Consider the following 22,141-nt stretch of genomic DNA (forward strand, 5'->3'; position numbering starts at 1 on the left):
GGGTGGGCGGGGCGGCGGGCCGTACCGGGAACGGGCGGGTCCCCGGACAGGGGAAGGGCCCGATACCCTGGGGGGCGACCACACGCCCCCGACCCGAGGAATCGCGACCACCGTGTTCGATACGCTTTCCGACCGCCTCAGCGCGACCTTCAAGTCCCTCCGGGGCAAGGGCCGCCTCTCCGAGCAGGACATCGACGCTGCGGCGCGGGAAATCCGTATCGCCCTCCTCGAGGCCGACGTCGCCCTGCCCGTCGTCCGCTCCTTCATCGCGAACGTCAAGGAGCGCGCCCGCGGCGAAGAGGTCTCCAAGGCCCTGAACCCGGGCCAGCAGGTCCTCAAGATCGTCAACGACGAGCTCGTCTCGATCCTCGGCGGCGAGACCCGGCGCCTGCGCTTCGCCAAGACCGCGCCCACCGTGATCATGCTCGCCGGTCTCCAGGGTGCCGGTAAGACCACCCTCGCCGGAAAGCTCGGCCTCTGGCTCAAGGGCCAGGGCCACTCCCCGCTGCTCGTCGCCTGCGACCTCCAGCGCCCCAACGCCGTCAACCAGCTCAGCGTCGTCGCCGAGCGCGCCGGCGTCGCGGTCTACGCGCCCGCCCCCGGCAACGGCGTCGGCGACCCGGTGCAGGTGGCCAAGGACTCCATCGAGTACGCCCGCACCAAGCAGTACGACATCGTCATCGTCGACACCGCCGGCCGCCTCGGCATCGACGCGGAGCTGATGCAGCAGGCCGCGGACATCCGCGACGCCGTCAGCCCCGACGAGATCCTCTTCGTCGTCGACGCCATGATCGGCCAGGACGCGGTCAACACCGCCGAGGCCTTCCGCGACGGCGTCGGCTTCGACGGCGTCGTGCTCTCCAAGCTCGACGGCGACGCCCGCGGCGGTGCCGCGCTCTCCATCGCGCACGTCACCGGCAAGCAGATCATGTTCGCCTCGAACGGCGAGAAGCTCGACGAGTTCGACGCGTTCCACCCCGACCGCATGGCGGGCCGGATCCTCGACATGGGTGACATGCTCACCCTCATCGAGCAGGCCGAGAAGACCTTCAGCCAGGCCGAGGCCGAGAAGATGGCGGCCAAGCTGGCGAAGGGGCCCAAGGAGTTCACGCTCGACGACTTCCTGGCCCAGATGGAGCAGGTCCGCAAGATGGGCTCCATCTCCAAGCTGCTCGGCATGCTGCCCGGCATGGGCCAGATCAAGGACCAGATCAACAACATCGACGAGCGCGACGTCGACCGCACGGCCGCGATCATCAAGTCGATGACCCCGGCCGAGCGCCACGACCCGCACATCATCAACGGCTCGCGCCGCGCCCGTATCGCCAAGGGCTCCGGTGTCGAGGTCAGCGCCGTCAAGAACCTCGTCGAGCGCTTCTTCGAGGCCCGCAAGATGATGTCCCGTATGGCCCAGGGCGGCGGGATGCCCGGCATGCCGGGCATCCCGGGCATGGGCGGCGGCCCCGGCCGGCAGAAGAAGCAGGTCAAGCAGGCCAAGGGCAAGCGCAAGAGCGGCAACCCGATGAAGCGCAAGGAAGAGGAGGCGGCGGCAGCTGCCCGCCGCGAGCAGGGCCCGCAGAGCGCCCCGCCCGCCACCGGCAGCCCGTTCGGCCTTCCCGCCGCGGGCCAGTCCGGCCAGGACTTCGACCTCCCGGACGAGTTCAAGAAGTTCATGAAGTAACGCGCGCGCCAAGCGCGGCCGCATGAGGAAGGGCCCCTGCCGGATGATCCGGCAGGGGCCCTTCCGTGTACGCTCCGCGGGCGCAATGGTGCGTTATATCCCTTATGGTCGGCCACGAGGACGGCAGTAAGGAGGCCACGTGCCCAGCCCCACCCCCGTACCGCCTCGCGAGCGCGCCGACACGCCCTGGCGCTCCGAGGGCGCGCCGCCCGCACCGCCGCCCAAGCGGAGGATGCCCGGGGGCTGGCGCGGGCTGATCCTCGCCGCCCTGATCGTCTTCCTGATCACCAACGTGGTCCTGTCGTTCTTCAACGAGGGCGACGAGCCGACCGTCTCGTACACGGAGTTCAGCAAGCAGGTCGCCGACGGCAACGTCTCGAAGATCTACTCCAAGGGCGACGCCATCCAGGGCGAGCTGAAGAACAAGCAGCCGCTGCCCGACGGCGGCAAGGGCGACTACACGAAGTTCGTCACCCAGCGCCCGGCCTTCGCCGACGACCAGCTGTGGGCGAACCTCACCCGGCACGACGTCGTCGTCACGGCCTCCCCGGTCGTCGTGCAGCGCAGCTTCCTGGCCAATCTGCTGATCTCCCTGGCGCCGATGCTGCTGCTGGTCCTCCTGTGGGTGGTCATCGCCCGCCGCATGGGCTCGGCCATGGGCGGCGTCGGCGCGCTGGGCCGCAAGCAGCCGCCCAGGCCCGTGGAGCTGGAGGGCGGCAGGCGCACCACGTTCGCCGACGTGGCCGGCATCGACGAGGTCAAGGGCGAGCTCAACGACGTCGTGGACTTCCTCAAGAACCCGCAGCAGTACCGGGCCCTGGGCGCCCGGATGCCCGGCGGGGTCCTGCTGGCCGGACCGCCCGGCACGGGCAAGACCCTGCTGGCGCGGGCGGTGGCGGGCGAGGCCGGGGTGCCGTTCTTCTCCGCCTCCGCCTCCGAGTTCATCGAGATGATCGTCGGCGTGGGCGCCTCCCGGGTCCGCGAACTCTTCTCCGAGGCGCGCAAAGTGGCGCCCTCGATCGTCTTCATCGACGAGATCGACACCATCGGCCGGGCCCGCGGCGGCGGCGCCGCCATGGGCGGCCACGACGAGCGCGAACAGACCCTGAACCAGATCCTGACCGAGATGGACGGCTTCTCCGGCTCGGAGGGCGTGGTCGTCCTCGCCGCCACCAACCGGCCCGACGTGCTGGACCCCGCGCTCACCCGCCCCGGCCGCTTCGACCGCACGGTGTCGGTCTCCCCGCCCGACCGGGCCGGCCGCGAGGCCATCCTGCGGATCCACACCCGGGACATCCCCCTCGCCGCCGACGTGGACCTCGACCGGGTGGCCCGCACCACCCCCGGCATGACGGGCGCGGACCTCGCCAACCTGGCCAACGAAGCCGCCCTGCTCGCGGTGAAGCGCAAGCAGGGCCAGGTCACCCAGGCGGACTTCATGGACGCCCTGGAGAAGGTCCAGCTGGGCGCGGCGCGTGCGCTGGTCATGCCCGAGGAGGAACGCCGCCGCACGGCCTACCACGAGAGCGGCCACGCCCTGCTGGGCATGCTGCAGCCGGGCGCCGACCCCGTCCGCAAGATCACGATCGTGCCCCGCGGCCGGGCGCTCGGCGTCACCCTCTCGACCCCGGACGCGGACCGCTACTCCTACACGGAGGACTACCTCCGCGGCCGGATCATCGGCGCGCTGGGCGGCATGGCGGCCGAGCACGTCGTGTTCGACGTCATCACCACGGGCGCGGAGAACGACCTGGAACAGGTCACCAACCTCGCCCGCGGCATGGTCGGCCGCTGGGGCATGAGCGAGCGCGTCGGCCGCCTCACCGCGATCCCGGCGGACGCGCAGAGCCCGTACGGCCTGCTGGCGGCCCCCGCCACGCTGGACGCGGTGGACCACGAGATGCGGCGGATCGTCGACGAGTGCTACGTGGAGGCGTGCCGGCTGCTGCGCGAACACCGTCCGAAACTCGACGCCCTGACCGAGGCCCTGCTGGCGAACGAGACCCTGGACGAGCCGGCCGCCTACGAGGCCGCGGGCATCCCCCGCCTGTCGAAGTAGCGGCGCGCAGGCCCTCCGCGCCCGCGGCCGTGCCCGCGCCCCCGCCCGCGGCTACGGCACGCGGGCGATCACGTAGCGGAAGATGTTCGGCAGCCAGACGCTGCCGTCGGGCCGCTCGTACGGGTGAAGGGCCTCCGTGAGCTCCTTCTCGACCTGGGCCGGATCCGAGGAGGACTCGTACAGCCCCGCCGACAGCAGCCCCCGTACCGCGCTGTCCACGTCCGCGTACCCGAAGGGGCAGAACACCCGGCCCGATCCGTCGGGCGAGAGCCCGGCCCGCGCCACCGCCGCGTCCAGATCCTGCGGCGCGGGTCCGCCGCCCAGGACCGCGGGCACCGTGCACCGCTCCGCCGGGCCCCAGTCGGCCAGCACCACCGCCCCGCCCCGCCGGACCGCCGGCAGGGCCGCGGCCAGGGCCGCCTCGGACGGCGAGAAGGCCAGCAGCACGTCGTACGGCCGCGCGGCGGCCGGCGGGGCCGGGACCACCTCCAGCAGCCGCTCACGCGCCAGTTCCCGCCGCGCCGGATCCGCCTCCACCCCCGTGGTGACGGCGCCCCGCCCCGCGGCCAGCAGCAGGGCCAGCCCGGACCCGCAGTCCAGGCCGAGCAGCCGGTCGCCCGGCCCGACCTCCAGCCGTTCGTAGACCGCCTCGTACAGCGGTACCAGCATCCGTTCCTGGATCTCCGCCCAGTCCCGGGCGACGAGCGTCGCCGTCGGCGTCGGTGTCATCGAAAGAGCGCTCCTGATTCCTTGTCGCCCCCTTGCCCCCGTTGCCAGAGAACTCCCCATTCGCCCCCGCGTCCAGAGGAGTGCGCCACCCGATTCACGCATCGAGTGCCCGGCGCCGTACCATTCGCGCCATGGCAAAGGCACCCGTTCTCACCCCCCAGGCGGAGGATTTCCCCCGCTGGTACCAGGATCTGATCAACAAGGCCGAGCTGGCCGACAACGGTCCGGTACGCGGCACCATGGTCATCCGGCCGTACGGCTACGGCCTGTGGGAGCGGATGCAGCAGGAGATGGACGCGCGCATCAAGGACGCGGGCGCCCAGAACGCGTACTTCCCGCTGTTCATCCCGCAGTCGTACCTGACGCGCGAGGCCGAGCACGTCGAGGGCTTCGCCCCCGAGCTCGCCGTCGTCACGCACGGCGGCGGCAAGGAGCTGGAAGAGCCGGTCGTCGTCCGGCCCACCTCCGAGACGATCATCAACGACTACTTCTCCAAGTGGGTGCAGAGCTACCGCGACCTGCCCCTGCTGATCAACCAGTGGGCCAACGTCGTCCGCTGGGAGATGCGTCCGCGCGTCTTCCTCCGTACGAGTGAGTTCCTCTGGCAGGAGGGCCACACGGCCCACGCCACGTACGAGGACGCCCGCGACTACGCCGCCCGCATCCACACGGACGTGTACGGCGACTTCATGACGAACGTGCTCGGCATCGACGTCGTGCTCGGCCGCAAGACCGCCAAGGAGCGCTTCGCCGGAGCCATCAACACCCTCACCCTCGAGGGCATGATGGGCGACGGCAAGGCGCTGCAGCTGGGCACCAGCCACGAGCTCGGCACCAACTTCGCCAAGGCCTTCAACACGCAGTACCTGTCGAAGGAAGGCAAGCAGGAGCTCGTCTGGCAGACCTCGTGGGGAGTCTCGACCCGCATGGTCGGCGGCCTGATCATGTCCCACGGCGACGACAACGGCCTGCGCGTCCCGCCGCGCCTGGCCCACGTCCAGGTCGTCGTCATGGCGATCAAGGGCGACGAGGCCGTCACCAAGGTCCGCGAGCTCGGCGCGCAGCTGAAGGCCGCCGGCCTGCGCGTGCACGTCGACGACCGCGTCGACACCCCCTTCGGCCGCCGCGCCGTGGACTGGGAGCTCAAGGGCGTACCGGTCCGCATCGAGATCGGCCCCCGCGACCTGGAGGCCGGCACCGCGATGCTGGCCCGCCGGATCCCGGGCGGCAAGGAGCCCGTGCAGATCGACGCGCTCGCCGACCTGCTGCCCAAGGTGCTCGACGAGGACCAGGCGCAGCTGCTGCGCGAGTCCCGCGAGCGCCGCCTGGCCCGCACCTCCGACGTCTCCACCATCGAGGAGGCCGCCGAGGCCGCCATCGCCGGCGGCTGGGCGCGGATCCCGTGGGCGGACCTCGGCCCCGAGGGCGAGGCCAAGCTGGGCGAGCAGGCCGTGTCCGTGCGCTGCCTGATCGCCGAGGACGGGTCGGTTCCGGAGGCGGACGACGCCCCCGGTACGCTCGCCATCGTCGCGCGCTCGTACTGACCGCCCCTGACTGACCACCGACCCGCCCCGGCGCACGGCACGAGCCGCGCGCCGGGGCGGGTTCGTGTCGGTCTGGTCGTCGTTACGTACCGACTCCTCCTGAGATCGGCGCACCCGTCCTCGTCGGGACGCATCAGACTGAACTGACTGGTACGTGCAAAAAATTTGGAATGGCCCGGAATCGGAACACCGGGGCACTCCGGCTCGTTGTCACGACGTGAGCACGACACCACCTGTTCTCGCCGCAGAGCTGGCGCAGGCGTGGGCCGACATTCAGCGGTACCACCCCGAGCTGCCTGACCTTGCCGCGCCCGAGTCCCTGATCGGAGAGTCCTCGTCCGCCTGCGGCGCCGAGCTCTCCTTCGAGCGACTGCTGCACGAGGCAGTCCACGGCATCGCCGCCGCCCGCGGAGTGCGCGACACCTCGCGGGCAGGCCGCTACCACAACCGCAGATTCCTCGCGATCGCCGAGGAGATGGGGCTGGACCACTCCGACGAGCCGCATGCCAGCAGCGGCTTCTCCCTGGTCTCGCTCAATCCCGAGGCGAAGAAGCGCTACCGCCCCACCATCGAGCGGCTCCAGCGCGCGCTGAAGGCGCACACGGCCGCGACCGCAGCCGACACCAAGCGCAGCTTCCGCGGGCCGGCCGCCCGGCACGGCTCCTCGGGTGGCGGTGTCCGCGTCAAGGCGGTCTGCGACTGCGGGCGCAACGTGCGGGTGGTCCCCTCCGTGCTGGCCCAGGCGCCGATCGTGTGCGGCGGCTGCATGAAGCCGTTCCGCATCCCCGAGGTCGCCGTCTCGGTCGCCGCCTCCTGAGCCCGCGGCCCCGGGCCGTACGGCGGTGACGGACGGGCGGAGTGCCTGCGCGTGCCTCTGCAGGGCGGGGGCGGCCCGGTGGTGCGCGGTCGCGCGCCCCTGATCGCCGCTCCCCGCGAGAAGCGCCGCAGGCATGTGGCACAATGGCTAGCTGTACTCGACAGTCGCATAGGACCCCTCTCTCCTCCGGCTGACGCGTCCATCGGGCACCCGAGTACCGCAACCCCACGTGGCATCTCATGTGCCCAACCACGTCAAGTTCAGGAGACACCACTCCAGTGGCAGTCAAGATCAAGCTCAAGCGCCTCGGCAAGATTCGCCAGCCGCACTACCGCATCGTCGTCGCCGACTCGCGCACCCGCCGCGATGGTCGTGCGATCGAGGAGATCGGTCTGTACCACCCGACGTACAACCCGTCGCGCATCGAGGTCAACGCCGAGCGTGCGCAGTACTGGCTGTCGGTCGGCGCCCAGCCCACCGAGGCTGTGCTCGCCATCCTGAAGCTGACCGGTGACTGGCAGGCGCACAAGGGCCTCCCGGCCCCCGCGCCGCTGCTGCAGCCGGAGACGAAGGAGAGCAAGCGTCGCTCCTTCGACGAGTTCGCCAAGGCCCTCGAGGGCATCGGCGAGACCAAGGGCGAGGCCATCACGCAGAAGGCGAAGAAGGCCGACAAGAAGGCGGACGAGGCTGAGGCCGCCGCCGAGTCGACCGAGGCCTGATCATGCTCGAGGAGGCTCTTGAGCACCTCGTAAAGGGCATTGTGGACAACCCCGACGAAGTGCAGGTCGCCTCGCGCAACCTGCGTCGTGGGCAGGTGCTCGAGGTCCGGGTCCACCCGGACGACCTCGGGAAGGTGATCGGCCGCAACGGCCGCACCGCGCGTGCCCTGCGTACCGTCGTGGGTGCCATCGGCGGCCGGGGGATCCGCGTCGACCTCGTCGACGTGGACCAGGTCCGCTGAGACTTGGTTCATCGAGAACGTGAATCACCGGCACGGGCCGGGGAGGGCGATCGTTGCCCACCCCGGCCCGAGTCGTTTTCGCCCATGGCGAGAGCAGCCATCAATGGGGCAACCACGACGGAGAGGTACCACCGCCTCCGCGCGAGCGGCGGCGGTTCGGTCGCAAAAAGGGGAACGAAGTGGAGCTGGTAGTCGCGCGGATCGGCCGCGCCCACGGGATCAAGGGTGAGGTCACCGTCGAGGTGCGGACCGACGAGCCGGAGCTGCGGCTCTCGCCCGGTGCCGTGCTGCGGACCGATCCGGCTTCGGCGGGTCCGCTGACCATCGAGACGGGCCGCGTGCACAGCGGGAGGCTGCTGCTGCGCTTCGCCGGCGTCAAGGACCGCACCGGCGCCGAGGCGCTGCGCAACATCCTGCTGATCGCCGAAGTGGACCCGGCGGAGCTTCCCGAAGAAGAAGACGAGTACTACGACCACCAGCTCATGGACCTGGACGTGGTGCTGGAGGACGGCACGGAGATCGGCCGGATCACCGAGATCTCCCACCTGCCCTCGCAGGACCTCTTCATCGTCGAGCGCCCCGACGGCACCGAGGTGATGATCCCCTTCGTCGAGGAGATCGTCGCCGAGATCGACCTGGAGGAGCAGCGCTGCGTCATCACGCCGCCGCCCGGGCTGATCGACGACCGGGCCGAGATCGTCTCCACGCGTGACAACGGGGCCGAGGCCGGGGAAGAAGCCTGATGCGTCTCGACGTCGTCACGATCTTCCCCGAGTACCTGGAGCCGCTGAACGTCTCCCTCGTCGGCAAGGCGAGGGCCCGCGGGCAGCTCGACGTACACGTCCACGACCTGCGGGACTGGACGTACGACCGGCACAACACGGTCGACGACACCCCGTACGGCGGCGGTCCCGGCATGGTCATGAAGACCGAGCCGTGGGGCGAGGCCCTCGACCAGGCGCTGGCCGACGGATACGAGTCGGGTGCGCACGGGCCGGTCATGGTCGTTCCCACGCCCAGCGGCCGCCCGTTCACCCAGGAGCTCGCCGTCGAGCTGTCCGAGCGGCCCTGGCTGATCTTCACGCCGGCCCGGTACGAGGGCATCGACCGCCGGGTCATGGACGAGTACGCCACGCGGATGCCGGTCTACGAGGTCTCCATCGGCGACTACGTGCTGGCGGGCGGCGAGGCCGCCGTCCTGGTGGTCACCGAGGCCGTGGCCCGGCTGCTGCCCGGAGTGCTCGGCAACGCCGAATCGCACCGCGACGACTCCTTCGCGCCCGGCGAGATGGAGAACCTGCTGGAGGGGCCGGTCTACACGAAGCCCCCGCAGTGGCGCGGCCGGGGCATCCCCGACGTGCTGCTCAGCGGTCACCACGGGAAGATCGCCCGCTGGCGCCGGGACGAGGCGCTGCGCAGGACCGCGCAGAACCGCCCCGACCTCATCGAGCGCTGCGAGGCCTCCGCCTTCGACAAGAAGGACCGCGAGACGCTGAGCATCCTGGGCTGGCGGCCCGACGCCGACGGCCGATTTTGGCGTAGGCCGCAGGCCGTGGAAGAATAGGCGGCTGCTGTGTGCTCGCGTACGCCCCTGCCACAGGGGGACAGTCGTCCGCAGAGTGACCCGGCTCCCGAATTCTCTACGGAAATCCGCACCGGCGGCCTGTGGCGTCGTGCGAAGAAAGCAGACGAAGAACATGTCTCACCTGCTCGATGGCGTCAACGCCGCCTCGATCCGCTCCGACGTCCCGGCCTTCCGCCCGGGTGACACGATCAACGTGCACGTCCGCGTCATCGAGGGCAACCGCTCCCGTATCCAGCAGTTCAAGGGCGTTGTCATCCGTCGCCAGGGCTCTGGCGTCTCCGAGACCTTCACCGTTCGCAAGGTCTCCTTCAGCGTCGGCGTGGAGCGCACCTTCCCGGTGAACTCCCCGATCTTCGAGAAGATCGAGCTCGTCACCCGCGGTGACGTGCGTCGCGCCAAGCTGTACTTCCTCCGTGAGCTCCGCGGCAAGGCCGCGAAGATCAAGGAGAAGCGCGACCGCTGATCTCCTCTCCGGGTTTCGGGGGCGGCCGGATAGGCTCGCCACCGATGGACACCGAAGCAGAGCTCACACAGCGCGGCCACTCCTCCCCCGAGACGGGGGAGGGGCGGCCGCGTTTTGCGTTGTGGGGACGCCGTGCGCGTCCCGGGTGGCGCGCGTTCCTGACCTGGAGGCGGGCCGGGGTGCTCGGCGTGCTCTGCACGACCTTCCTGCTGCTGATCAGCAATTTCGTCGTACAGCCCTTCCTGATCCCGAGCCGGTCGATGGAGCCGACGCTCCAGGTCGGGGACCGGGTGCTGGTGAACAAGCTGGCGTACCGTTTCGGCGACCGGCCGAAGCGCGGGGACGTGGTGGTCTTCGACGGCACGGGGTCCTTCGTACCGGAGCGCGAAGAGGGCAACCCGATCGGCGAGGCCCTGCACGGCGCGGCCTCCGCGCTCGGGATCGGCGAGCCGTCCGACACCGACTTCGTGAAGCGGGTGGTGGGCGTCGGCGGGGACGACGTGGTGTGCTGTGACGCCGGCGGGCGGATCAAGGTGAACGGCGTCCCGCTGGAGGAGCCGTACCTGTACCCCGGCGACACGCCCTCGAAGGTGCCCTTCCGGATCGTCGTACCGCTTGGGACCCTGTGGGTCATGGGTGATCATCGTTCCCAGTCCCGGGACTCCCGGGACCACCTGGGGGAGCCGGGCGGGGGGATGGTGCCGGTGGAGAAGGTGATCGGGCGGGCCGACCGGATCGGCTGGCCGATTTCGCGCTGGGGCTCCCATGGGTAGCCGGGGCCGCCCCAGGGGCGGCCGGGCCCCCGAACCGGAGCCGGATCCGGAGCCCAGGCGCGCCCCCCAGCCCCCGCGCAAGCCCGAATTCTGGCGTGCGCCCGAGACTCCGGGAGGCCCCCGGCCCCGGCAGGAGCCCGAGCCCGCCGCGGAGCCCGAGCGCCCGGTGCGGGAGCGCGGGCCGCGGCGGGGGACCACGGCGCGACCCGTCGCGGCGGAGGGCGGCGGCCGCGCCGAGCGGCGCCGGCTGGCCCGCCGGGTCAAGCGGCGCAGGCGCACCCGCCGGGTGGGCGAGGTGCCGCTGCTGATCATCGTGGCGCTGTGCATAGCGCTCGTCCTCAAGACCTTCCTGGTGCAGGCCTTCTTCATCCCGTCCGGGTCCATGGAGCAGACGATCCGGATCGGCGACCGGGTGCTGGTCGACAAGCTGACCCCGTGGTTCGGCTCCAAGATCGAGCGCGGCGACGTCGTCGTGTTCAAGGATCCCGGCGGCTGGCTCAAGGGCGAGGCCGCGCGCCCGGCCCCCGACCCGGTCGGCGTGAAACAGATCAAGGAGACGCTGACCTTCATCGGCCTGCTGCCCTCCGCCGACGAGCAGGACCTGATCAAGCGGGTCATCGCCGTCGGCGGCGACACCGTCATGTGCTGTGACGCCAAGGGCCGCGTCACCGTCAACGGCGCGCCCCTCGATGAGCCGTACGTGAGCCCCGGCAACGCCCCGTCCGAAATCAGGTTCGAGGTGCAGGTGCCCCCGGGGCGGCTCTTCGTCATGGGCGACCACCGGGCGAACTCGGCCGACTCCCGCTTCCACCTCGACGAGGCCTTCGACGGCACCATCGCCGAGGACGGCGTCGTGGGGCAGGCCGTCGTCATCGCCTGGCCGTTCGACCACTGGCGCAAGCTCGAACAGCCCGCGACCTTCCGGACGGTGCCCGATCCGGCACCGAGCGGGCGACGCGGCCGCCGTGGGCGCCGACGTCGGCCGTCGTTCGCATAGTGTGTCCTCGGTCTCCCGCGCCTTAGGGAACTCCCGCTCGTTAAGGGAGGGGAGGGCCCGTGCCCGATTCGGCGCGGGCGGCGACTTGCGAGTGAGGAGTGGATGTGGGGGATGTGGCAGTAGGCGCGCGATCCGGACGCGACGAAGGCGAGGAGCGGCCGGACGAAGCCGAGCGCGAGGCCGAGGACGGTGGTGCCGAGGCGCGCCCGCACCGCTCGTTCTGGAAGGAGCTCCCGCTCCTCATCGGCATCGCCCTGCTGCTGGCCCTGCTGATCAAGACCTTCCTGGTGCAGGCGTTCTCGATCCCGTCCGACTCGATGCAGAACACCCTGCAGCGCGGCGACCGGGTGCTCGTGGACAAGCTGACCCCGTGGTTCGGCTCCGAGCCCGAGCGCGGCGAGGTCGTGGTCTTCCACGACCCCGCGAGCTGGCTGGCCGGGGAGCCCACCCCGGAGCCCAACTTCGCGCAGCAGATCCTGAGCAAGATCGGCCTGATGCCCGACGCGGCCGAGAAGGACCTGATCAAGCGGACCATCGCCATCGGCGGTGACACGGTCGAGTGCAAGAAGGGGGGACCGGTCGTCGTCAACGGCAAGCCGCTGGACGAGCCGTACATCTACCCCGGCAACACCCCGTGCGACGACGCTCCGTTCGGCCCGCTCACCGTGCCCAAGGGCAAGATCTGGGTGATGGGCGACCACCGGCAGAACTCGCAGGACTCCCGCTACCACATGCAGGATTCCACCCAGGGCTTCGTGCCGGTGGAGAAGGTCGTCGGGCGGGCCGTGGTGGTGGCGTGGCCGATCACCCGCTGGTCGACGCTGCCCATCCCGGACACGTTCGACCAGCCGGGCATCGGGAACCAGACCAAGGCGACCGCGATGGGTCTCGACGCCGCCGGCCTGGCTCCGGTCGGGCTCGGTCCGGCCGCGGTGGGCCTCGTCGGAGCGGTTCCGGTCGTGATGTGGCGCCGGCGGAGGCTGACCAGCGGGACTACCGGCAGGTAGGGTGCCGCCCAGGTCGTCGATCCCGGAAGTGTGGGGGCGCTGCAATGGGCGGAACGCAGGAAAGCGGTACCGAAGGAATACGCGGTGGCAAGGACGGCCGCGGCGGTCTCGGCAATGTGCTGTCGGGAGTCGCCGTGGCCGTCGGCTTTGTGCTCTTCCTGGGCGCCTTCGTCTGGGGGGCGCTCGTCTACCAGCCGTACACGGTGCCGACCGACTCGATGATGCCGACGGTGAATCCCGGCGACCGGGTGCTCGCACAGCGGATCGACGGCGGCGAGGTGCGGCGCGGCGACGTGGTCGTGTTCACCGACTCCACGTGGAGTGACTCGCCGATGGTCAAGCGGGTCGTCGGCATCGGCGGCGACACCGTGAAGTGCTGCGGCGAGGGCGGCCGGCTCACCGTGAACGGCAAGGAGCTCGACGAGCCCTACATCGAGCACACCAAGCCCGAAGCGGCCGCCACGGGTACGGGCACCGGCACGGGCACCAGTACTGATGCCGGCACGGGCCTGGGCGTGGCCTCCGACACCCCGTTCGAGGTGACGGTGCCCGAGGGCAACCTCTTCCTGCTGGGCGACCGGCGGTCCGCCTCGCTCGACTCCCGCGCCCACCTCCAGGAGGCCGGCCAGGGCACCGTGGCCCGCTCGGCGGTGCACGCCCGGGTCGACGCCCTCGCCTGGCCCTCGATGACGATGCTCGAGCGGCCCGGCACCTACGCCTCCCTGCCCGGCGGGACCTCGAAGCCGGGGCCGCTGCGCCTCCAGCTGGCCGCGGTGGTGGCCGGAGCCGCCCTGGTGGTGCTGGGGGCCGCGTACGGGCCCGTCGTACGGGTCCTGGGGCGCGGGCGGCGGCGGGAGCCGGTCGGTGCCCGCTGAAGCGGCCGCCGGGCACGGCCCCCGCAAGGTGTCACGGGTGATCCTGCTGGACCCCGCGGACCGGATCCTGCTGCTGCACGGCTTCGAGCCGGACGACCCCGCCGACCAGTGGTGGTTCACCCCGGGCGGCGGACTCGAGGGCGGCGAGAGCCGGGAGCAGGCCGCGCTGCGGGAGCTCGCCGAGGAAACCGGGATCACCGAGGTGGAACTGGGTCCGGTGCTGTGGCAGCGGTACTGCTCCTTCCCGTTCGACGGGCGGCGCTGGGAGCAGGACGAGTGGTACTACCTGGCCCGGACCACCCAGACGCGCACCGAGATGGGCGGGCTCACCGAGCTGGAGCGCCGCAGCGTCACCGGTGCCAGGTGGTGGACCTCCGAGGAACTTCTCGCGGCCCGTGAGACGGTGTACCCGACCAGACTCGCCGAGCTGCTCCGTACGCTGCTCGACGACGGTCCTCCGGGTGCGCCGGTGGTCCTGGCCCCGGAAATCGTTTAGGGGCGCAGGGGCCTGGCGCACAATAGGGGGACGCACGGCTGAAGGGGAACATGCCATGAGCGCCGAGGACCTCGAGAAGTACGAGACCGAGATGGAGCTGAAGCTCTATCGCGAGTACCGCGACGTCGTCGGGCTGTTCAAGTACGTGATCGAGACGGAACGTCGGTTCTACCTCACGAACGACTACGAGATGCAGGTGCACTCGGTCCAGGGGGAGGTGTTCTTCGAGGTCACGATGGCCGACGCCTGGGTGTGGGACATGTACCGGCCTGCGCGTTTCGTCAAGCAGGTGCGGGTGCTGACCTTCAAGGACGTGAACATCGAGGAGCTCAACAAGAGCGACCTCGAACTGCCCGGCAGCTGATTCCCCTCACCCGGAAGGGTGACGGGGCCGTCCACAACGGCCGGGTTGTCCACCAAGATCCACAAGGTGGGCGGGGGCGCGGGATCGTCGGTGCCGGAGGTGGTGCCGGATGAACGCGAAGGGCGTGGCACAGCAGGCATTGGGGCGGTACGGCGAGGAGCTCGCGGCGCGGCGGCTGGCCGAGGCCGGGATGACCGTGATCGCGCGGAACTGGCGGTGCCGCAGCGGGGAGATCGACATCGTCGCGCGGGACGGGGACGCCCTCGCCGTGTGCGAGGTCAAGACCCGCCGGGCGGGTGAGTTCGAGCATCCCATGGCCGCCGTCCGCCCCGGCAAGGCCGAGCGATTGCGCCGGCTCGCCGGCCGATGGCTCGCCGACCACGGCGGACCACCCGCGGGCGGGGTGCGCATCGACCTCGTGGGAGTCCTGCTGCCGCGGCGCGGTGCGCCCGTGGTGGAGCACGTCCGGGGGGTGGCGTGATGGGTTTCGCACGGGCCTGTTCGGTCGCCCTGGTGGGGGTCGACGGCGTGGTGGTGGAGGTCCAGGCCGACCTGGAGCCCGGGCTCGCCGCCTTCACCCTGGTGGGGCTGCCCGACAAGACCCTGGTCGAGAGCCGGGACCGGGTGCGGGCCGCCGTCGTGAACTCGGGCGCCGCATGGCCGCAGAAGAAGCTCACCGTCGGGCTCAGTCCGGCCTCCGTACCGAAATCCGGCGCCGGCTTCGACCTGGCCGTCGCGGCCGCGGTGCTGGGCGCCGCCGAGCTGGTCGACCCCGCTGCGATCGCCGACCTGGTGCTCATCGGGGAACTGGGGCTGGACGGCCGGGTGCGGCCGGTGCGGGGCATCCTGCCGGCGGTCCTCGCCGCAGCGGATGCCGGGTACCGGAACGTGGTGGTTCCGCAGCAGTGCGCGGCCGAGGCCATGCTCGTGCCCGACGTCTGCGTGCTCGGCGTGCGCAGCCTGAGCCAGCTGATCGCCGTCCTCACCGACGGGGAGGTCCCCGAGGAGGAGGCACCGGGTCCCCAGGGGCGGCCGGACCCGATGCTGGCCGGACTCGTGGTCCCCGGCGCCGGGCTCGGCACCGGGATCTCCCGGCGCCCGCCCGGGGAGGGAGAGTCCGCGGACTTCCCCGACCTCTCCGACGTCGCCGGGCAGCACGGCGCCCGCCGGGCCCTGGAAGTGGCGGCCACCGGGGGCCACCACCTCTTCCTCAGCGGGCCTCCGGGAGCCGGCAAGACGATGCTGGCCGAGCGGATCCCCTGGATCCTGCCACCGCTCTCCCGGCAGGACTCCCTGGAGGTCACGGCCGTCCACTCGGTCGCCGGGATCCTGCCGCCCGGCGAACCGCTGGTCGTCCGGCCCCCGTACTGCGCGCCCCACCATTCGGCGACGATGCAGTCCCTGGTGGGCGGCGGGGCGGGGGTGCCCCGTCCGGGGGCCGTCTCCCTGGCCCACCGGGGCGTGCTCTTCCTGGACGAGGCCGCCGAGTTCAGCACCAAGGCGCTGGACGCGCTGCGCCAGCCCCTCGAATCGGGGCACGTGGTCATCGCCAGAGCCGCCGGGGTGGTCCGGCTTCCGGCCGGATTCCTGATGGTGCTCGCGGCGAACCCCTGCCCCTGCGGGCGGCACACCCTGCTCGGCGCCGGGTGCGAATGCCCGGCGTCCGTGATCCGGCGCTACCAGGCGCGGCTGTCCGGGCCCCTGCTGGACCGCGTGGACCTGCGGGTGGAGGTCGAGCCGGTCACCCGGTCCGACCTGCTGGGGCGCGGCGGCCGCGGGGAGGCCACGGCGGCCGTCGCCGACCGGGTGCGCGAGGCCCGGGAGCGCGCCGCGGCCCGGCTCGCCGACACCCCGTGGCGGCTCAACGCCGAGGTGCCCGGGCACGAGCTGCGCACGCGCTGGCAGGCGGCCCCCGGAGCGCTGGCCCAGGCCGAGCGGGACCTCGAGCGCGGGCTGCTCACCGCCCGCGGGCTGGACCGGGTGCTCCGCGTCGCCTGGACCGTGGCCGACCTGCGGGGCCGGGACCGCCCGGAGGCCCTGGACGTGGCCGTTGCCCTGGAACTGCGGACCGGCATCGCCCGTGGCGCGGCCCTGGCCATGGGAGCCGGATCATGAACCCCACCGCCGTGCCCGAGCCGCCGACCGCACCCGAGCCGGGCACCGGGTCCGACACAGGCGCCGGGTCCGACACAAGCACCCGGTCCGACACGGCCACCGGGTCCGGGACAGCCGCCGCCGGGTGCGATGCGGAGCTGTTGGCGCGGGCTGCGCTGACCCGGGTGCTGGAGCCCGGCGACGAGCACGGCGGGCGGTGGCTGCGCGAACACGGCGCCGTCGGGCTGATACGGCTGCTGACCGGCCCGGCCGCCGGGGCGGCGGCCCTGACCGGGGTGGGGGAGGGGCGGCTCGCCGGATACCGCAGACGGGCAGCGCTCGCCGACCCGCGGCGGGATCTGGCGACCGCGGCCCGCGGCGGCGGCCGGTTCATCTGCCCCGGCTCGGCGCAGTGGCCGACCCAGCTCGACGACCTCGGCGACGCCCGGCCCGTCGGGCTCTGGCTGCGGGGCAGACCGGACCTGCGGACCTGGGCGCTGCGCTCCGTCGCCGTGGTCGGGGCCCGGGCCTGCACCCCGTACGGCGCGCACATGGCCCAGACGCTGGCCGCCGGGCTCGCCGAGCGGGGCTGGGTGGTGGTCTCCGGGGCCGCGTACGGGGTCGATGCCGCGGCCCACCGTGGGGCGCTGGCCTCGGGCGGCGCCACGGCCGCGGTGCTCGCCTGCGGAGTGGACATCGCCTATCCCCGCGGTCATGCCGGGCTGCTCGGCCGGATCGCCGAACAGGGGCTGGTGCTGGGCGAGCTGCCGCCCGGCAGCCACCCGACCCCCAGCCGGTTCGTCCTGCGCAACCGGGTCATCGCCGCGCTCACCCGGGGCACCGTGGTGGTCGAGGCGGCCCACCGCAGCGGCTCCCTGGTCACGGCCCGGCGGGCCCAGCAGCTCGGGCGGTTCACCATGGGCATCCCCGGACCGGCCACCAGCGGGCTCTCCGGCGGAGTGCACGAACTGCTGCGCGGCGAGGCCGTGCTCGTCACCGACGCCGCGGAAGTGGTCGAGCTGGTCGGAGGCATGGGTGAACTGGCTCCCGAGCGGCGCGGCCCGGTGCTCGCCCGGGACCTGCTGGACCGGGAGACCGCCCGTGTGCTCGAAGCGGTCCCGGCCGGGCGGCTCGCCCGCGCCGACGAAGTGGCCCTCGCGGCGGGCACCGACACCGATGAAGTCATCGGCAGACTGTACGAACTTCACTCTCTGGGGTTCGTCGAACGGCAGGGCGAGGGCTGGCAGTTGACCACACAATCACCTGAAGGAGGCACACAAACCGGCGGCACCCGGCGAGGCGGTCGTTGACCTGGGGTGTTCCGGTGAAAGAGTGAAGCCGATGAGAGACGCGGTCTTCCCGATGGCAGCCGCCGGGACCGAGCGCCAGGCGCCGGTCCCGGGTCTCCCGCGCGAGTCACGACGCCCCGGTGCCCATGCGCGATCCCGTACTCTTCGCGCACCGCGACACTTCCGTCACGCTACGCTCCCAAGGAATCCGGCTCCGGCAAAGGCGAAGCATGCCCCAGCACACCTCAGGGTCTGACCGCGCTGCGGTGCCCCCCGCTGCCCGCGGCAGCGTGCGGACCACCGCGCCCTCGTCCCTCGAGGTGCTGTGGCGCTCGTACAAGGAGAGCGGTGACGAGCGGCTGCGGGAGCAGCTGATCCTGCACTACTCGCCCCTGGTGAAGTACGTGGCCGGCCGGGTCAGCGTGGGCCTGCCGCCCAATGTGGAACAGGCCGACTTCGTCTCCTCGGGGGTGTTCGGACTGATCGACGCCATCGAGAAGTTCGACATCGAGCGGTCCATCAAGTTCGAGACGTACGCGATCACCCGGATCCGGGGCGCGATGATCGACGAGCTGCGGGCGCTGGACTGGATCCCGCGCTCGGTGCGGCAGAAGGCCCGGGCCGTGGAGCGGGCCTACGCCACGCTGGAGGCCCAGCTGCGCCGCACCCCGACCGAGCACGAGGTCGCCGGCGAGATGGGCATCGGCGTGGAGGAACTCCACGCCGTGTTCAGCCAGTTGTCGCTCGCCAACGTGGTCGCCCTGGAGGAGCTGCTGCACGTCGGCGGGGAGGGCGGCGACCGCCTCTCGCTGATGGACACCCTGGAGGACACCGCCGCCGACAACCCGGTCGAAGTGGCCGAGGACCGTGAGCTGCGCAGGCTCCTGGCCCGGGCCATCAACACCCTGCCGGAGCGGGAGAAGACCGTGGTGACGCTGTACTACTACGAGGGCCTCACGCTCGCCGAGATCGGCAACGTACTGGGCGTCACGGAGAGCCGGGTCAGCCAGATCCACACCAAGTCGGTGCTCCAACTGCGGGCCAAGCTGGCGGATGTCGGCCGGTGAGCTTGCGCCACCTCCGTAGAGTGGACGGGTGCCCAGGATTCGAGCGGCCTCCGTGGCCGAGCACCGGTCGATGCAGCGCGGCGCCCTGCTGGACGCTGCGCGCTCCCTGTTGTCCGAAGGCGGGACGGAAGCGCTGACCTTCCCCGCCCTGGCGGAGCGCACCGGCCTCGCCCGGTCCTCCGTGTACGAGTACTTCCGCTCCCGCGCGGCCGTGGTCGAAGAGCTGTGCGCCGTGGACTTCCCCGTCTGGGCCGCCGAGATCGAGGCGGCGATGGAGCAGGCGCAGTCTCCGGAGGCGAAGGTCGAGGCCTACGTGCGCAGCCAGCTGGGCCTGGTCGGAGACCGGCGGCACCGGGCGGTGGTGGCGATCTCGGCCAGTGAGCTGGACGCGGGCGCGCGGGAGAAGATCCGTGCCGCGCACGGGGGGCTCGTGGCGATGATCGTGGAGGCGCTCGGCGCCCTGGGGCACGAGCAGCCCCGGCTCGCCGCGATGCTGCTGCAGGGGGTCGTGGATGCCGCGGTGCGGCGCATCGAGCTCGGCGCCGCCGAGGATCCCGCAGTGGTGACGGAGGCGGCCGTGGCCATGGCCCTGCGGGGTGTGCAGGGCTGAGGCCCCCGGGCCCCGGCCCCGTGTCTCAGACGCCGGCGGCCCCGAGCGGCAGGAGTCTCGGTGTGGGGCGCGGGAGGACCGTCAGGGGGTTCAGGTACGCGGTGCCGGACAGGAGGCCCCAGTGGAGGCAGGGCCTCCCGCAGTGCGTCCCTTCCGTGAGGACGGCGACCACCTGGCCCGCCGTGACCTCCTCGCCCTCCGCGACCAGCGGCCGCACCGGTTCGTACGTGGTGCGCAGGCCGCCCGGGAGCGTGAGCGAGAGGACCCCGCGGCCGGCGACCGGGCCCGCGTAGTGCACCCGGCCCGGCCCGACCGCACGGAGCTCCGCGCCCACCGGGGCCGCCAGGTCCACCCCGCGGTGCCCCGCCGCGTACGGGGTCGGGGGCGGATCCCACCAGCGGGCCACCACCAGTGGGGGCGGCAGCGGCCGGGCCCCCGGTACGAGGGCCTGGGTCAGGGTCAGCAGCAGCGTGATCAGCAGTGTCGTCATGCCGTCCAGGTTGCCGACACCTCGCGCAGCGTGACCGCGCCTGTGGACGGACGGCCGGGTGTGGACAACGGCGTCACCTGGCATACCGCCCGGTCCCGTACACTTCTTACGGCGATCCGGGTCACCGGGTCGACTTCGCACGCCCCAGCACCAGCCGCTCAGGCCGGGTGGAAGCGTCTCTCGGTCCCCTTGTCGGGGGCAGGACGCGGTGGGGCGTCAGGAACCAAACCGAGAAACCAAGGAGATGGCCATGGCCGTCGTTACGATGCGGGAGCTGCTGGAAAGCGGCGTCCACTTCGGTCACCAGACCCGTCGCTGGAACCCGAAGATGAAGCGCTTCATCTTCACCGAGCGCAACGGCATCTACATCATCGACCTGCTCCAGTCGCTGTCGTACATCGACCGCGCCTACGAGTTCGTCAAGGAGACCGTTGCCCACGGCGGCTCCATCATGTTCGTCGGTACCAAGAAGCAGGCCCAGGAGGCCATCGCCGAGCAGGCGACGCGCGTTGGTATGCCGTACGTCAACCAGCGCTGGCTGGGTGGCATGCTCACCAACTTCTCCACCGTCTACAAGCGCCTCCAGCGTCTGAAGGAGCTTGAGGCGATCGACTTCGAGGACGTCGCCGCCTCGGGTCTCACCAAGAAGGAGCTCCTGGTCCTCTCCCGCGAGAAGACCAAGCTGGAGAAGACCCTCGGTGGTATCCGCGAGATGTCGAAGGTTCCCAGCGCCGTCTGGATCGTCGACACCAAGAAGGAGCACATCGCCGTCGGTGAGGCGCGCAAGCTCCACATCCCGGTCGTCGCGATCCTCGACACCAACTGCGACCCCGACGAGGTCGACTACAAGATCCCGGGCAACGACGACGCGATCCGTTCCGTCACCCTGCTCACCCGCGTGATCGCCGACGCCGTCGCCGAGGGCCTCATCGCCCGCTCCGGTGCTGCGACCGGTGACTCGAAGCCGGGCGAGAAGGCCGCCGCCGAGCCGCTCGCCGAGTGGGAGCGCGACCTGCTCGAGGGCGAGAAGAAGGCCGACGACGCCGAGGCCGCTCCGGCCGAGGCCGCTGTCGAGGCCCCGGCCGCCGAGGCTGTCGAGGCCCCGGCCGCCGACGCCGAGCAGGCCTGACCCACTGAGAGCGCCCGGCGTTCACGCGCCGGGCACTCACAGCACGGACGATGACGGCGGGGGAGCCGCGCCTGGGGCGCGGCGCCTCCGCCGTTCACCCGTAGATCTACGACTTCGAGAGAGAATCACAGACTCATGGCGAACTACACCGCCGCTGACGTCAAGAAGCTCCGCGAGCTCACCGGCGCCGGCATGCTGGACTGCAAGAACGCGCTCGTGGACGCCGACGGCGACGTCGAGAAGGCCCAGGAGGCCCTCCGCATCAAGGGTCAGAAGGGCGTCGCCAAGCGCGAGGGCCGTTCTGCCGAGAACGGTGCCGTCGTCTCCCTCATCGCCGACGACAACACCTCCGGTGTCATCGTCGAGCTGAAGTGCGAGACGGACTTCGTCGCCAAGGGCGAGAAGTTCCTGGCCGTCGCCAACCAGCTGGCCGCGCACGTCGCCGCCACCTCCCCGGCCGACATCGAGGCGCTGCTCGCGTCCGAGATCGAGCCCGGCAAGACCGTCACCGCCTTCGTCGACGAGGCGAACGCGAACCTCGGCGAGAAGATCGTCCTGGACCGCTTCGCGCAGTTCACCGGCGGTTACGTCACGGCGTACATGCACCGCACGATGCCCGACCTGCCGTTCCAGATCGGCGTCCTGGTCGAGCTCGACAAGGAGAACGCCGAGGTCGCCCGCGGCGTCGCGCAGCACATCGCCGCGTTCGCCCCGCAGTGGCTGTCCGCCGAGGACGTCCCGGCCGAGAAGGTCGAGTCCGAGCGCCGCATCGCCGAAGAGGTCACCCGCCAGGAGGGCAAGCCCGAGGCTGCCATCGCGAAGATCGTCGAGGGTCGCGTCAACGGCTTCTTCAAGGACGCCACGCTGCTCGGCCAGGCCTACGCCCTGGACAACAAGAAGTCCGTCCAGAAGGTCCTGGACGAGGCCGGTGTCACCCTGAAGCGCTTCTCGCGCATCAAGGTCGGCATCTGAGTCCGTCCGTACACGACGGACACCGGACCCCGGTAGGGTCTGAAGCAGTCGTCCGCCCGCGCGCGGAACGACCGCAGATCTGACGAGGAGGCCATTGCCGTAGAGGGAACCGCGAGGACCCACCGGCAATGGCCTTCTT

Annotated in this window: 24 protein-coding genes; 22 read left to right on the plus strand and 2 right to left on the minus strand. The window is 71.6% G+C overall.

Annotated features, from left to right (window positions below; translation table 11 throughout):
* The first annotated feature begins 112 nt into the window (after positions 1-112).
* Positions 113-1,681: a signal recognition particle protein gene (gene ffh, locus ACFYXK_RS07160; RefSeq protein ID WP_389410162.1), complete on the plus strand. Its 1,569-nt coding sequence runs from the start codon at positions 113-115 to the stop codon at positions 1,679-1,681.
* Between the two features lie 139 nt (positions 1,682-1,820).
* Positions 1,821-3,740, plus strand: a complete 1,920-nt coding sequence (ftsH, locus tag ACFYXK_RS07165) for an ATP-dependent zinc metalloprotease FtsH (protein WP_389410163.1) — start codon at positions 1,821-1,823, stop codon at positions 3,738-3,740.
* 51 nt (positions 3,741-3,791) lie between these two features.
* Here ftsH and ACFYXK_RS07170 read toward each other — a convergent pair whose 3' ends face one another.
* On the minus strand, positions 3,792-4,469 hold the full coding sequence (locus tag ACFYXK_RS07170; RefSeq protein WP_389410164.1) for a class I SAM-dependent methyltransferase: 678 nt from the start codon (positions 4,467-4,469) through the stop codon (positions 3,792-3,794).
* A 131-nt stretch (positions 4,470-4,600) separates the two neighbouring features.
* Here ACFYXK_RS07170 and proS point away from each other — a divergent pair, with 131 nt between their 5' ends.
* The 18 genes from proS (at position 4,601) to ACFYXK_RS07260 (ending at position 19,411) form a co-directional block, all read left to right on the plus strand.
* Complete coding sequence (gene proS, locus ACFYXK_RS07175; RefSeq protein ID WP_389410165.1) at positions 4,601-6,013, plus strand: proline--tRNA ligase; 1,413 nt, start codon at positions 4,601-4,603, stop codon at positions 6,011-6,013.
* A gap of 217 nt (positions 6,014-6,230) precedes the next feature.
* Positions 6,231-6,830: a hypothetical protein gene (locus tag ACFYXK_RS07180; protein WP_389410166.1), complete on the plus strand. Its 600-nt coding sequence runs from the start codon at positions 6,231-6,233 to the stop codon at positions 6,828-6,830.
* Positions 6,831-7,108: 278 nt separating this feature from the next.
* Complete coding sequence (gene rpsP / locus ACFYXK_RS07185; protein WP_030298453.1) at positions 7,109-7,549, plus strand: 30S ribosomal protein S16; 441 nt, start codon at positions 7,109-7,111, stop codon at positions 7,547-7,549.
* Positions 7,550-7,551: 2 nt separating this feature from the next.
* A complete protein-coding gene (locus ACFYXK_RS07190) occupies positions 7,552-7,791 on the plus strand; it encodes an RNA-binding protein (protein WP_030011889.1) in 240 nt (79 codons plus the stop codon).
* 179 nt (positions 7,792-7,970) lie between these two features.
* Positions 7,971-8,534, plus strand: a complete 564-nt coding sequence (gene rimM / locus ACFYXK_RS07195) for a ribosome maturation factor RimM (RefSeq protein ID WP_389410167.1) — start codon at positions 7,971-7,973, stop codon at positions 8,532-8,534.
* Positions 8,534-9,355 carry a tRNA (guanosine(37)-N1)-methyltransferase TrmD gene (trmD, locus tag ACFYXK_RS07200; RefSeq protein WP_383515279.1) on the plus strand — a complete coding sequence of 274 codons (822 nt, stop codon included), beginning with the start codon at positions 8,534-8,536 and terminating at the stop codon, positions 9,353-9,355. Before rimM ends, trmD begins: the two co-directional genes overlap by 1 nt.
* Positions 9,356-9,488: 133 nt before the next feature.
* The gene (gene rplS / locus ACFYXK_RS07205; RefSeq protein ID WP_008737520.1) at positions 9,489-9,839 is read left to right on the plus strand and encodes a 50S ribosomal protein L19; all 351 of its coding nucleotides are present in this window, start codon (positions 9,489-9,491) and stop codon (positions 9,837-9,839) included.
* A 44-nt stretch (positions 9,840-9,883) separates the two neighbouring features.
* A complete protein-coding gene (lepB, locus tag ACFYXK_RS07210) occupies positions 9,884-10,612 on the plus strand; it encodes a signal peptidase I (protein WP_389410168.1) in 729 nt (242 codons plus the stop codon).
* A 166-nt stretch (positions 10,613-10,778) separates the two neighbouring features.
* Complete coding sequence (lepB, locus tag ACFYXK_RS07215; protein ID WP_389410169.1) at positions 10,779-11,609, plus strand: signal peptidase I; 831 nt, start codon at positions 10,779-10,781, stop codon at positions 11,607-11,609.
* A gap of 104 nt (positions 11,610-11,713) precedes the next feature.
* The gene (lepB, locus tag ACFYXK_RS07220) at positions 11,714-12,616 is read left to right on the plus strand and encodes a signal peptidase I (RefSeq protein ID WP_383515271.1); all 903 of its coding nucleotides are present in this window, start codon (positions 11,714-11,716) and stop codon (positions 12,614-12,616) included.
* Between the two features lie 44 nt (positions 12,617-12,660).
* Positions 12,661-13,491, plus strand: a complete 831-nt coding sequence (lepB, locus tag ACFYXK_RS07225; protein ID WP_389410170.1) for a signal peptidase I — start codon at positions 12,661-12,663, stop codon at positions 13,489-13,491.
* Complete coding sequence (locus ACFYXK_RS07230) at positions 13,481-13,987, plus strand: NUDIX hydrolase (protein WP_389410171.1); 507 nt, start codon at positions 13,481-13,483, stop codon at positions 13,985-13,987. The genes lepB (ACFYXK_RS07225) and ACFYXK_RS07230 overlap by 11 nt, the downstream gene beginning before the upstream one ends.
* 55 nt (positions 13,988-14,042) lie before the next feature.
* Entirely contained in the window at positions 14,043-14,351 is a 309-nt protein-coding gene (locus ACFYXK_RS07235; protein WP_006139554.1) for a DUF2469 domain-containing protein, read from the plus strand.
* A gap of 109 nt (positions 14,352-14,460) precedes the next feature.
* Positions 14,461-14,832, plus strand: a complete 372-nt coding sequence (locus ACFYXK_RS07240; protein WP_389410172.1) for a YraN family protein — start codon at positions 14,461-14,463, stop codon at positions 14,830-14,832.
* Positions 14,832-16,466, plus strand: coding sequence for a YifB family Mg chelatase-like AAA ATPase (locus ACFYXK_RS07245; RefSeq protein WP_389410173.1), 1,635 nt, complete (start codon positions 14,832-14,834; stop codon positions 16,464-16,466). Before ACFYXK_RS07240 ends, ACFYXK_RS07245 begins: the two co-directional genes overlap by 1 nt.
* Positions 16,463-17,755 (plus strand): DNA-processing protein DprA, encoded by a 1,293-nt coding sequence (gene dprA, locus ACFYXK_RS07250; protein WP_389410174.1) that lies wholly within the window; start codon positions 16,463-16,465, stop codon positions 17,753-17,755. The genes ACFYXK_RS07245 and dprA overlap by 4 nt, the downstream gene beginning before the upstream one ends.
* Before the next feature lie 209 nt (positions 17,756-17,964).
* Positions 17,965-18,801, plus strand: a complete 837-nt coding sequence (gene whiG, locus ACFYXK_RS07255) for an RNA polymerase sigma factor WhiG (protein WP_383515252.1) — start codon at positions 17,965-17,967, stop codon at positions 18,799-18,801.
* 52 nt (positions 18,802-18,853) lie between these two features.
* Positions 18,854-19,411 (plus strand): TetR/AcrR family transcriptional regulator, encoded by a 558-nt coding sequence (locus ACFYXK_RS07260; protein WP_389410252.1) that lies wholly within the window; start codon positions 18,854-18,856, stop codon positions 19,409-19,411.
* Between the two features lie 25 nt (positions 19,412-19,436).
* On the opposite strand, the gene ACFYXK_RS07265 is transcribed toward ACFYXK_RS07260, so the two are convergent.
* Positions 19,437-19,901, minus strand: coding sequence for a M23 family metallopeptidase (locus ACFYXK_RS07265; protein WP_389410175.1), 465 nt, complete (start codon positions 19,899-19,901; stop codon positions 19,437-19,439).
* Positions 19,902-20,151: 250 nt separating this feature from the next.
* On the opposite strand from ACFYXK_RS07265, the gene rpsB reads away from it, so the two are divergent.
* Entirely contained in the window at positions 20,152-21,030 is an 879-nt protein-coding gene (rpsB, locus tag ACFYXK_RS07270; RefSeq protein WP_053786134.1) for a 30S ribosomal protein S2, read from the plus strand.
* A 135-nt stretch (positions 21,031-21,165) separates the two neighbouring features.
* The gene (gene tsf / locus ACFYXK_RS07275; protein WP_319724501.1) at positions 21,166-22,002 is read left to right on the plus strand and encodes a translation elongation factor Ts; all 837 of its coding nucleotides are present in this window, start codon (positions 21,166-21,168) and stop codon (positions 22,000-22,002) included.
* The last annotated feature ends 139 nt before the right edge of the window (positions 22,003-22,141 follow it).

The sequence above is a fragment of the Streptomyces sp. NPDC002209 genome, assembly GCF_042890265.1.
In the GTDB taxonomy this organism is placed as follows: Bacteria; Actinomycetota; Actinomycetes; order Streptomycetales; family Streptomycetaceae; genus Streptomyces.

Excerpts from the sequence above, each read along its gene's own strand:
- lepB (WP_389410168.1), top strand. The coding sequence starts at position 9,884 with ATGGACACCGAAGCAGAGCTCACACAGCGCGGCCACTCCTCCCCCGAG.
- ACFYXK_RS07240 (WP_389410172.1), top strand. The coding sequence starts at position 14,461 with ATGAACGCGAAGGGCGTGGCACAGCAGGCATTGGGGCGGTACGGCGAG.
- proS (WP_389410165.1), top strand. The coding sequence starts at position 4,601 with ATGGCAAAGGCACCCGTTCTCACCCCCCAGGCGGAGGATTTCCCCCGC.
- tsf (WP_319724501.1), top strand. The coding sequence starts at position 21,166 with ATGGCGAACTACACCGCCGCTGACGTCAAGAAGCTCCGCGAGCTCACC.
- trmD (WP_383515279.1), top strand. The coding sequence starts at position 8,534 with ATGCGTCTCGACGTCGTCACGATCTTCCCCGAGTACCTGGAGCCGCTG.
- rplS (WP_008737520.1), top strand. The coding sequence starts at position 9,489 with ATGTCTCACCTGCTCGATGGCGTCAACGCCGCCTCGATCCGCTCCGAC.
- ACFYXK_RS07235 (WP_006139554.1), top strand. The coding sequence starts at position 14,043 with ATGAGCGCCGAGGACCTCGAGAAGTACGAGACCGAGATGGAGCTGAAG.
- rpsB (WP_053786134.1), top strand. The coding sequence starts at position 20,152 with ATGGCCGTCGTTACGATGCGGGAGCTGCTGGAAAGCGGCGTCCACTTC.
- ACFYXK_RS07265 (WP_389410175.1), bottom strand. The coding sequence starts at position 19,901 with ATGACGACACTGCTGATCACGCTGCTGCTGACCCTGACCCAGGCCCTC.
- ACFYXK_RS07190 (WP_030011889.1), top strand. The coding sequence starts at position 7,552 with ATGCTCGAGGAGGCTCTTGAGCACCTCGTAAAGGGCATTGTGGACAAC.
- ACFYXK_RS07170 (WP_389410164.1), bottom strand. The coding sequence starts at position 4,469 with ATGACACCGACGCCGACGGCGACGCTCGTCGCCCGGGACTGGGCGGAG.
- lepB (WP_389410170.1), top strand. The coding sequence starts at position 12,661 with ATGGGCGGAACGCAGGAAAGCGGTACCGAAGGAATACGCGGTGGCAAG.
- ACFYXK_RS07245 (WP_389410173.1), top strand. The coding sequence starts at position 14,832 with ATGGGTTTCGCACGGGCCTGTTCGGTCGCCCTGGTGGGGGTCGACGGC.
- whiG (WP_383515252.1), top strand. The coding sequence starts at position 17,965 with ATGCCCCAGCACACCTCAGGGTCTGACCGCGCTGCGGTGCCCCCCGCT.
- dprA (WP_389410174.1), top strand. The coding sequence starts at position 16,463 with ATGAACCCCACCGCCGTGCCCGAGCCGCCGACCGCACCCGAGCCGGGC.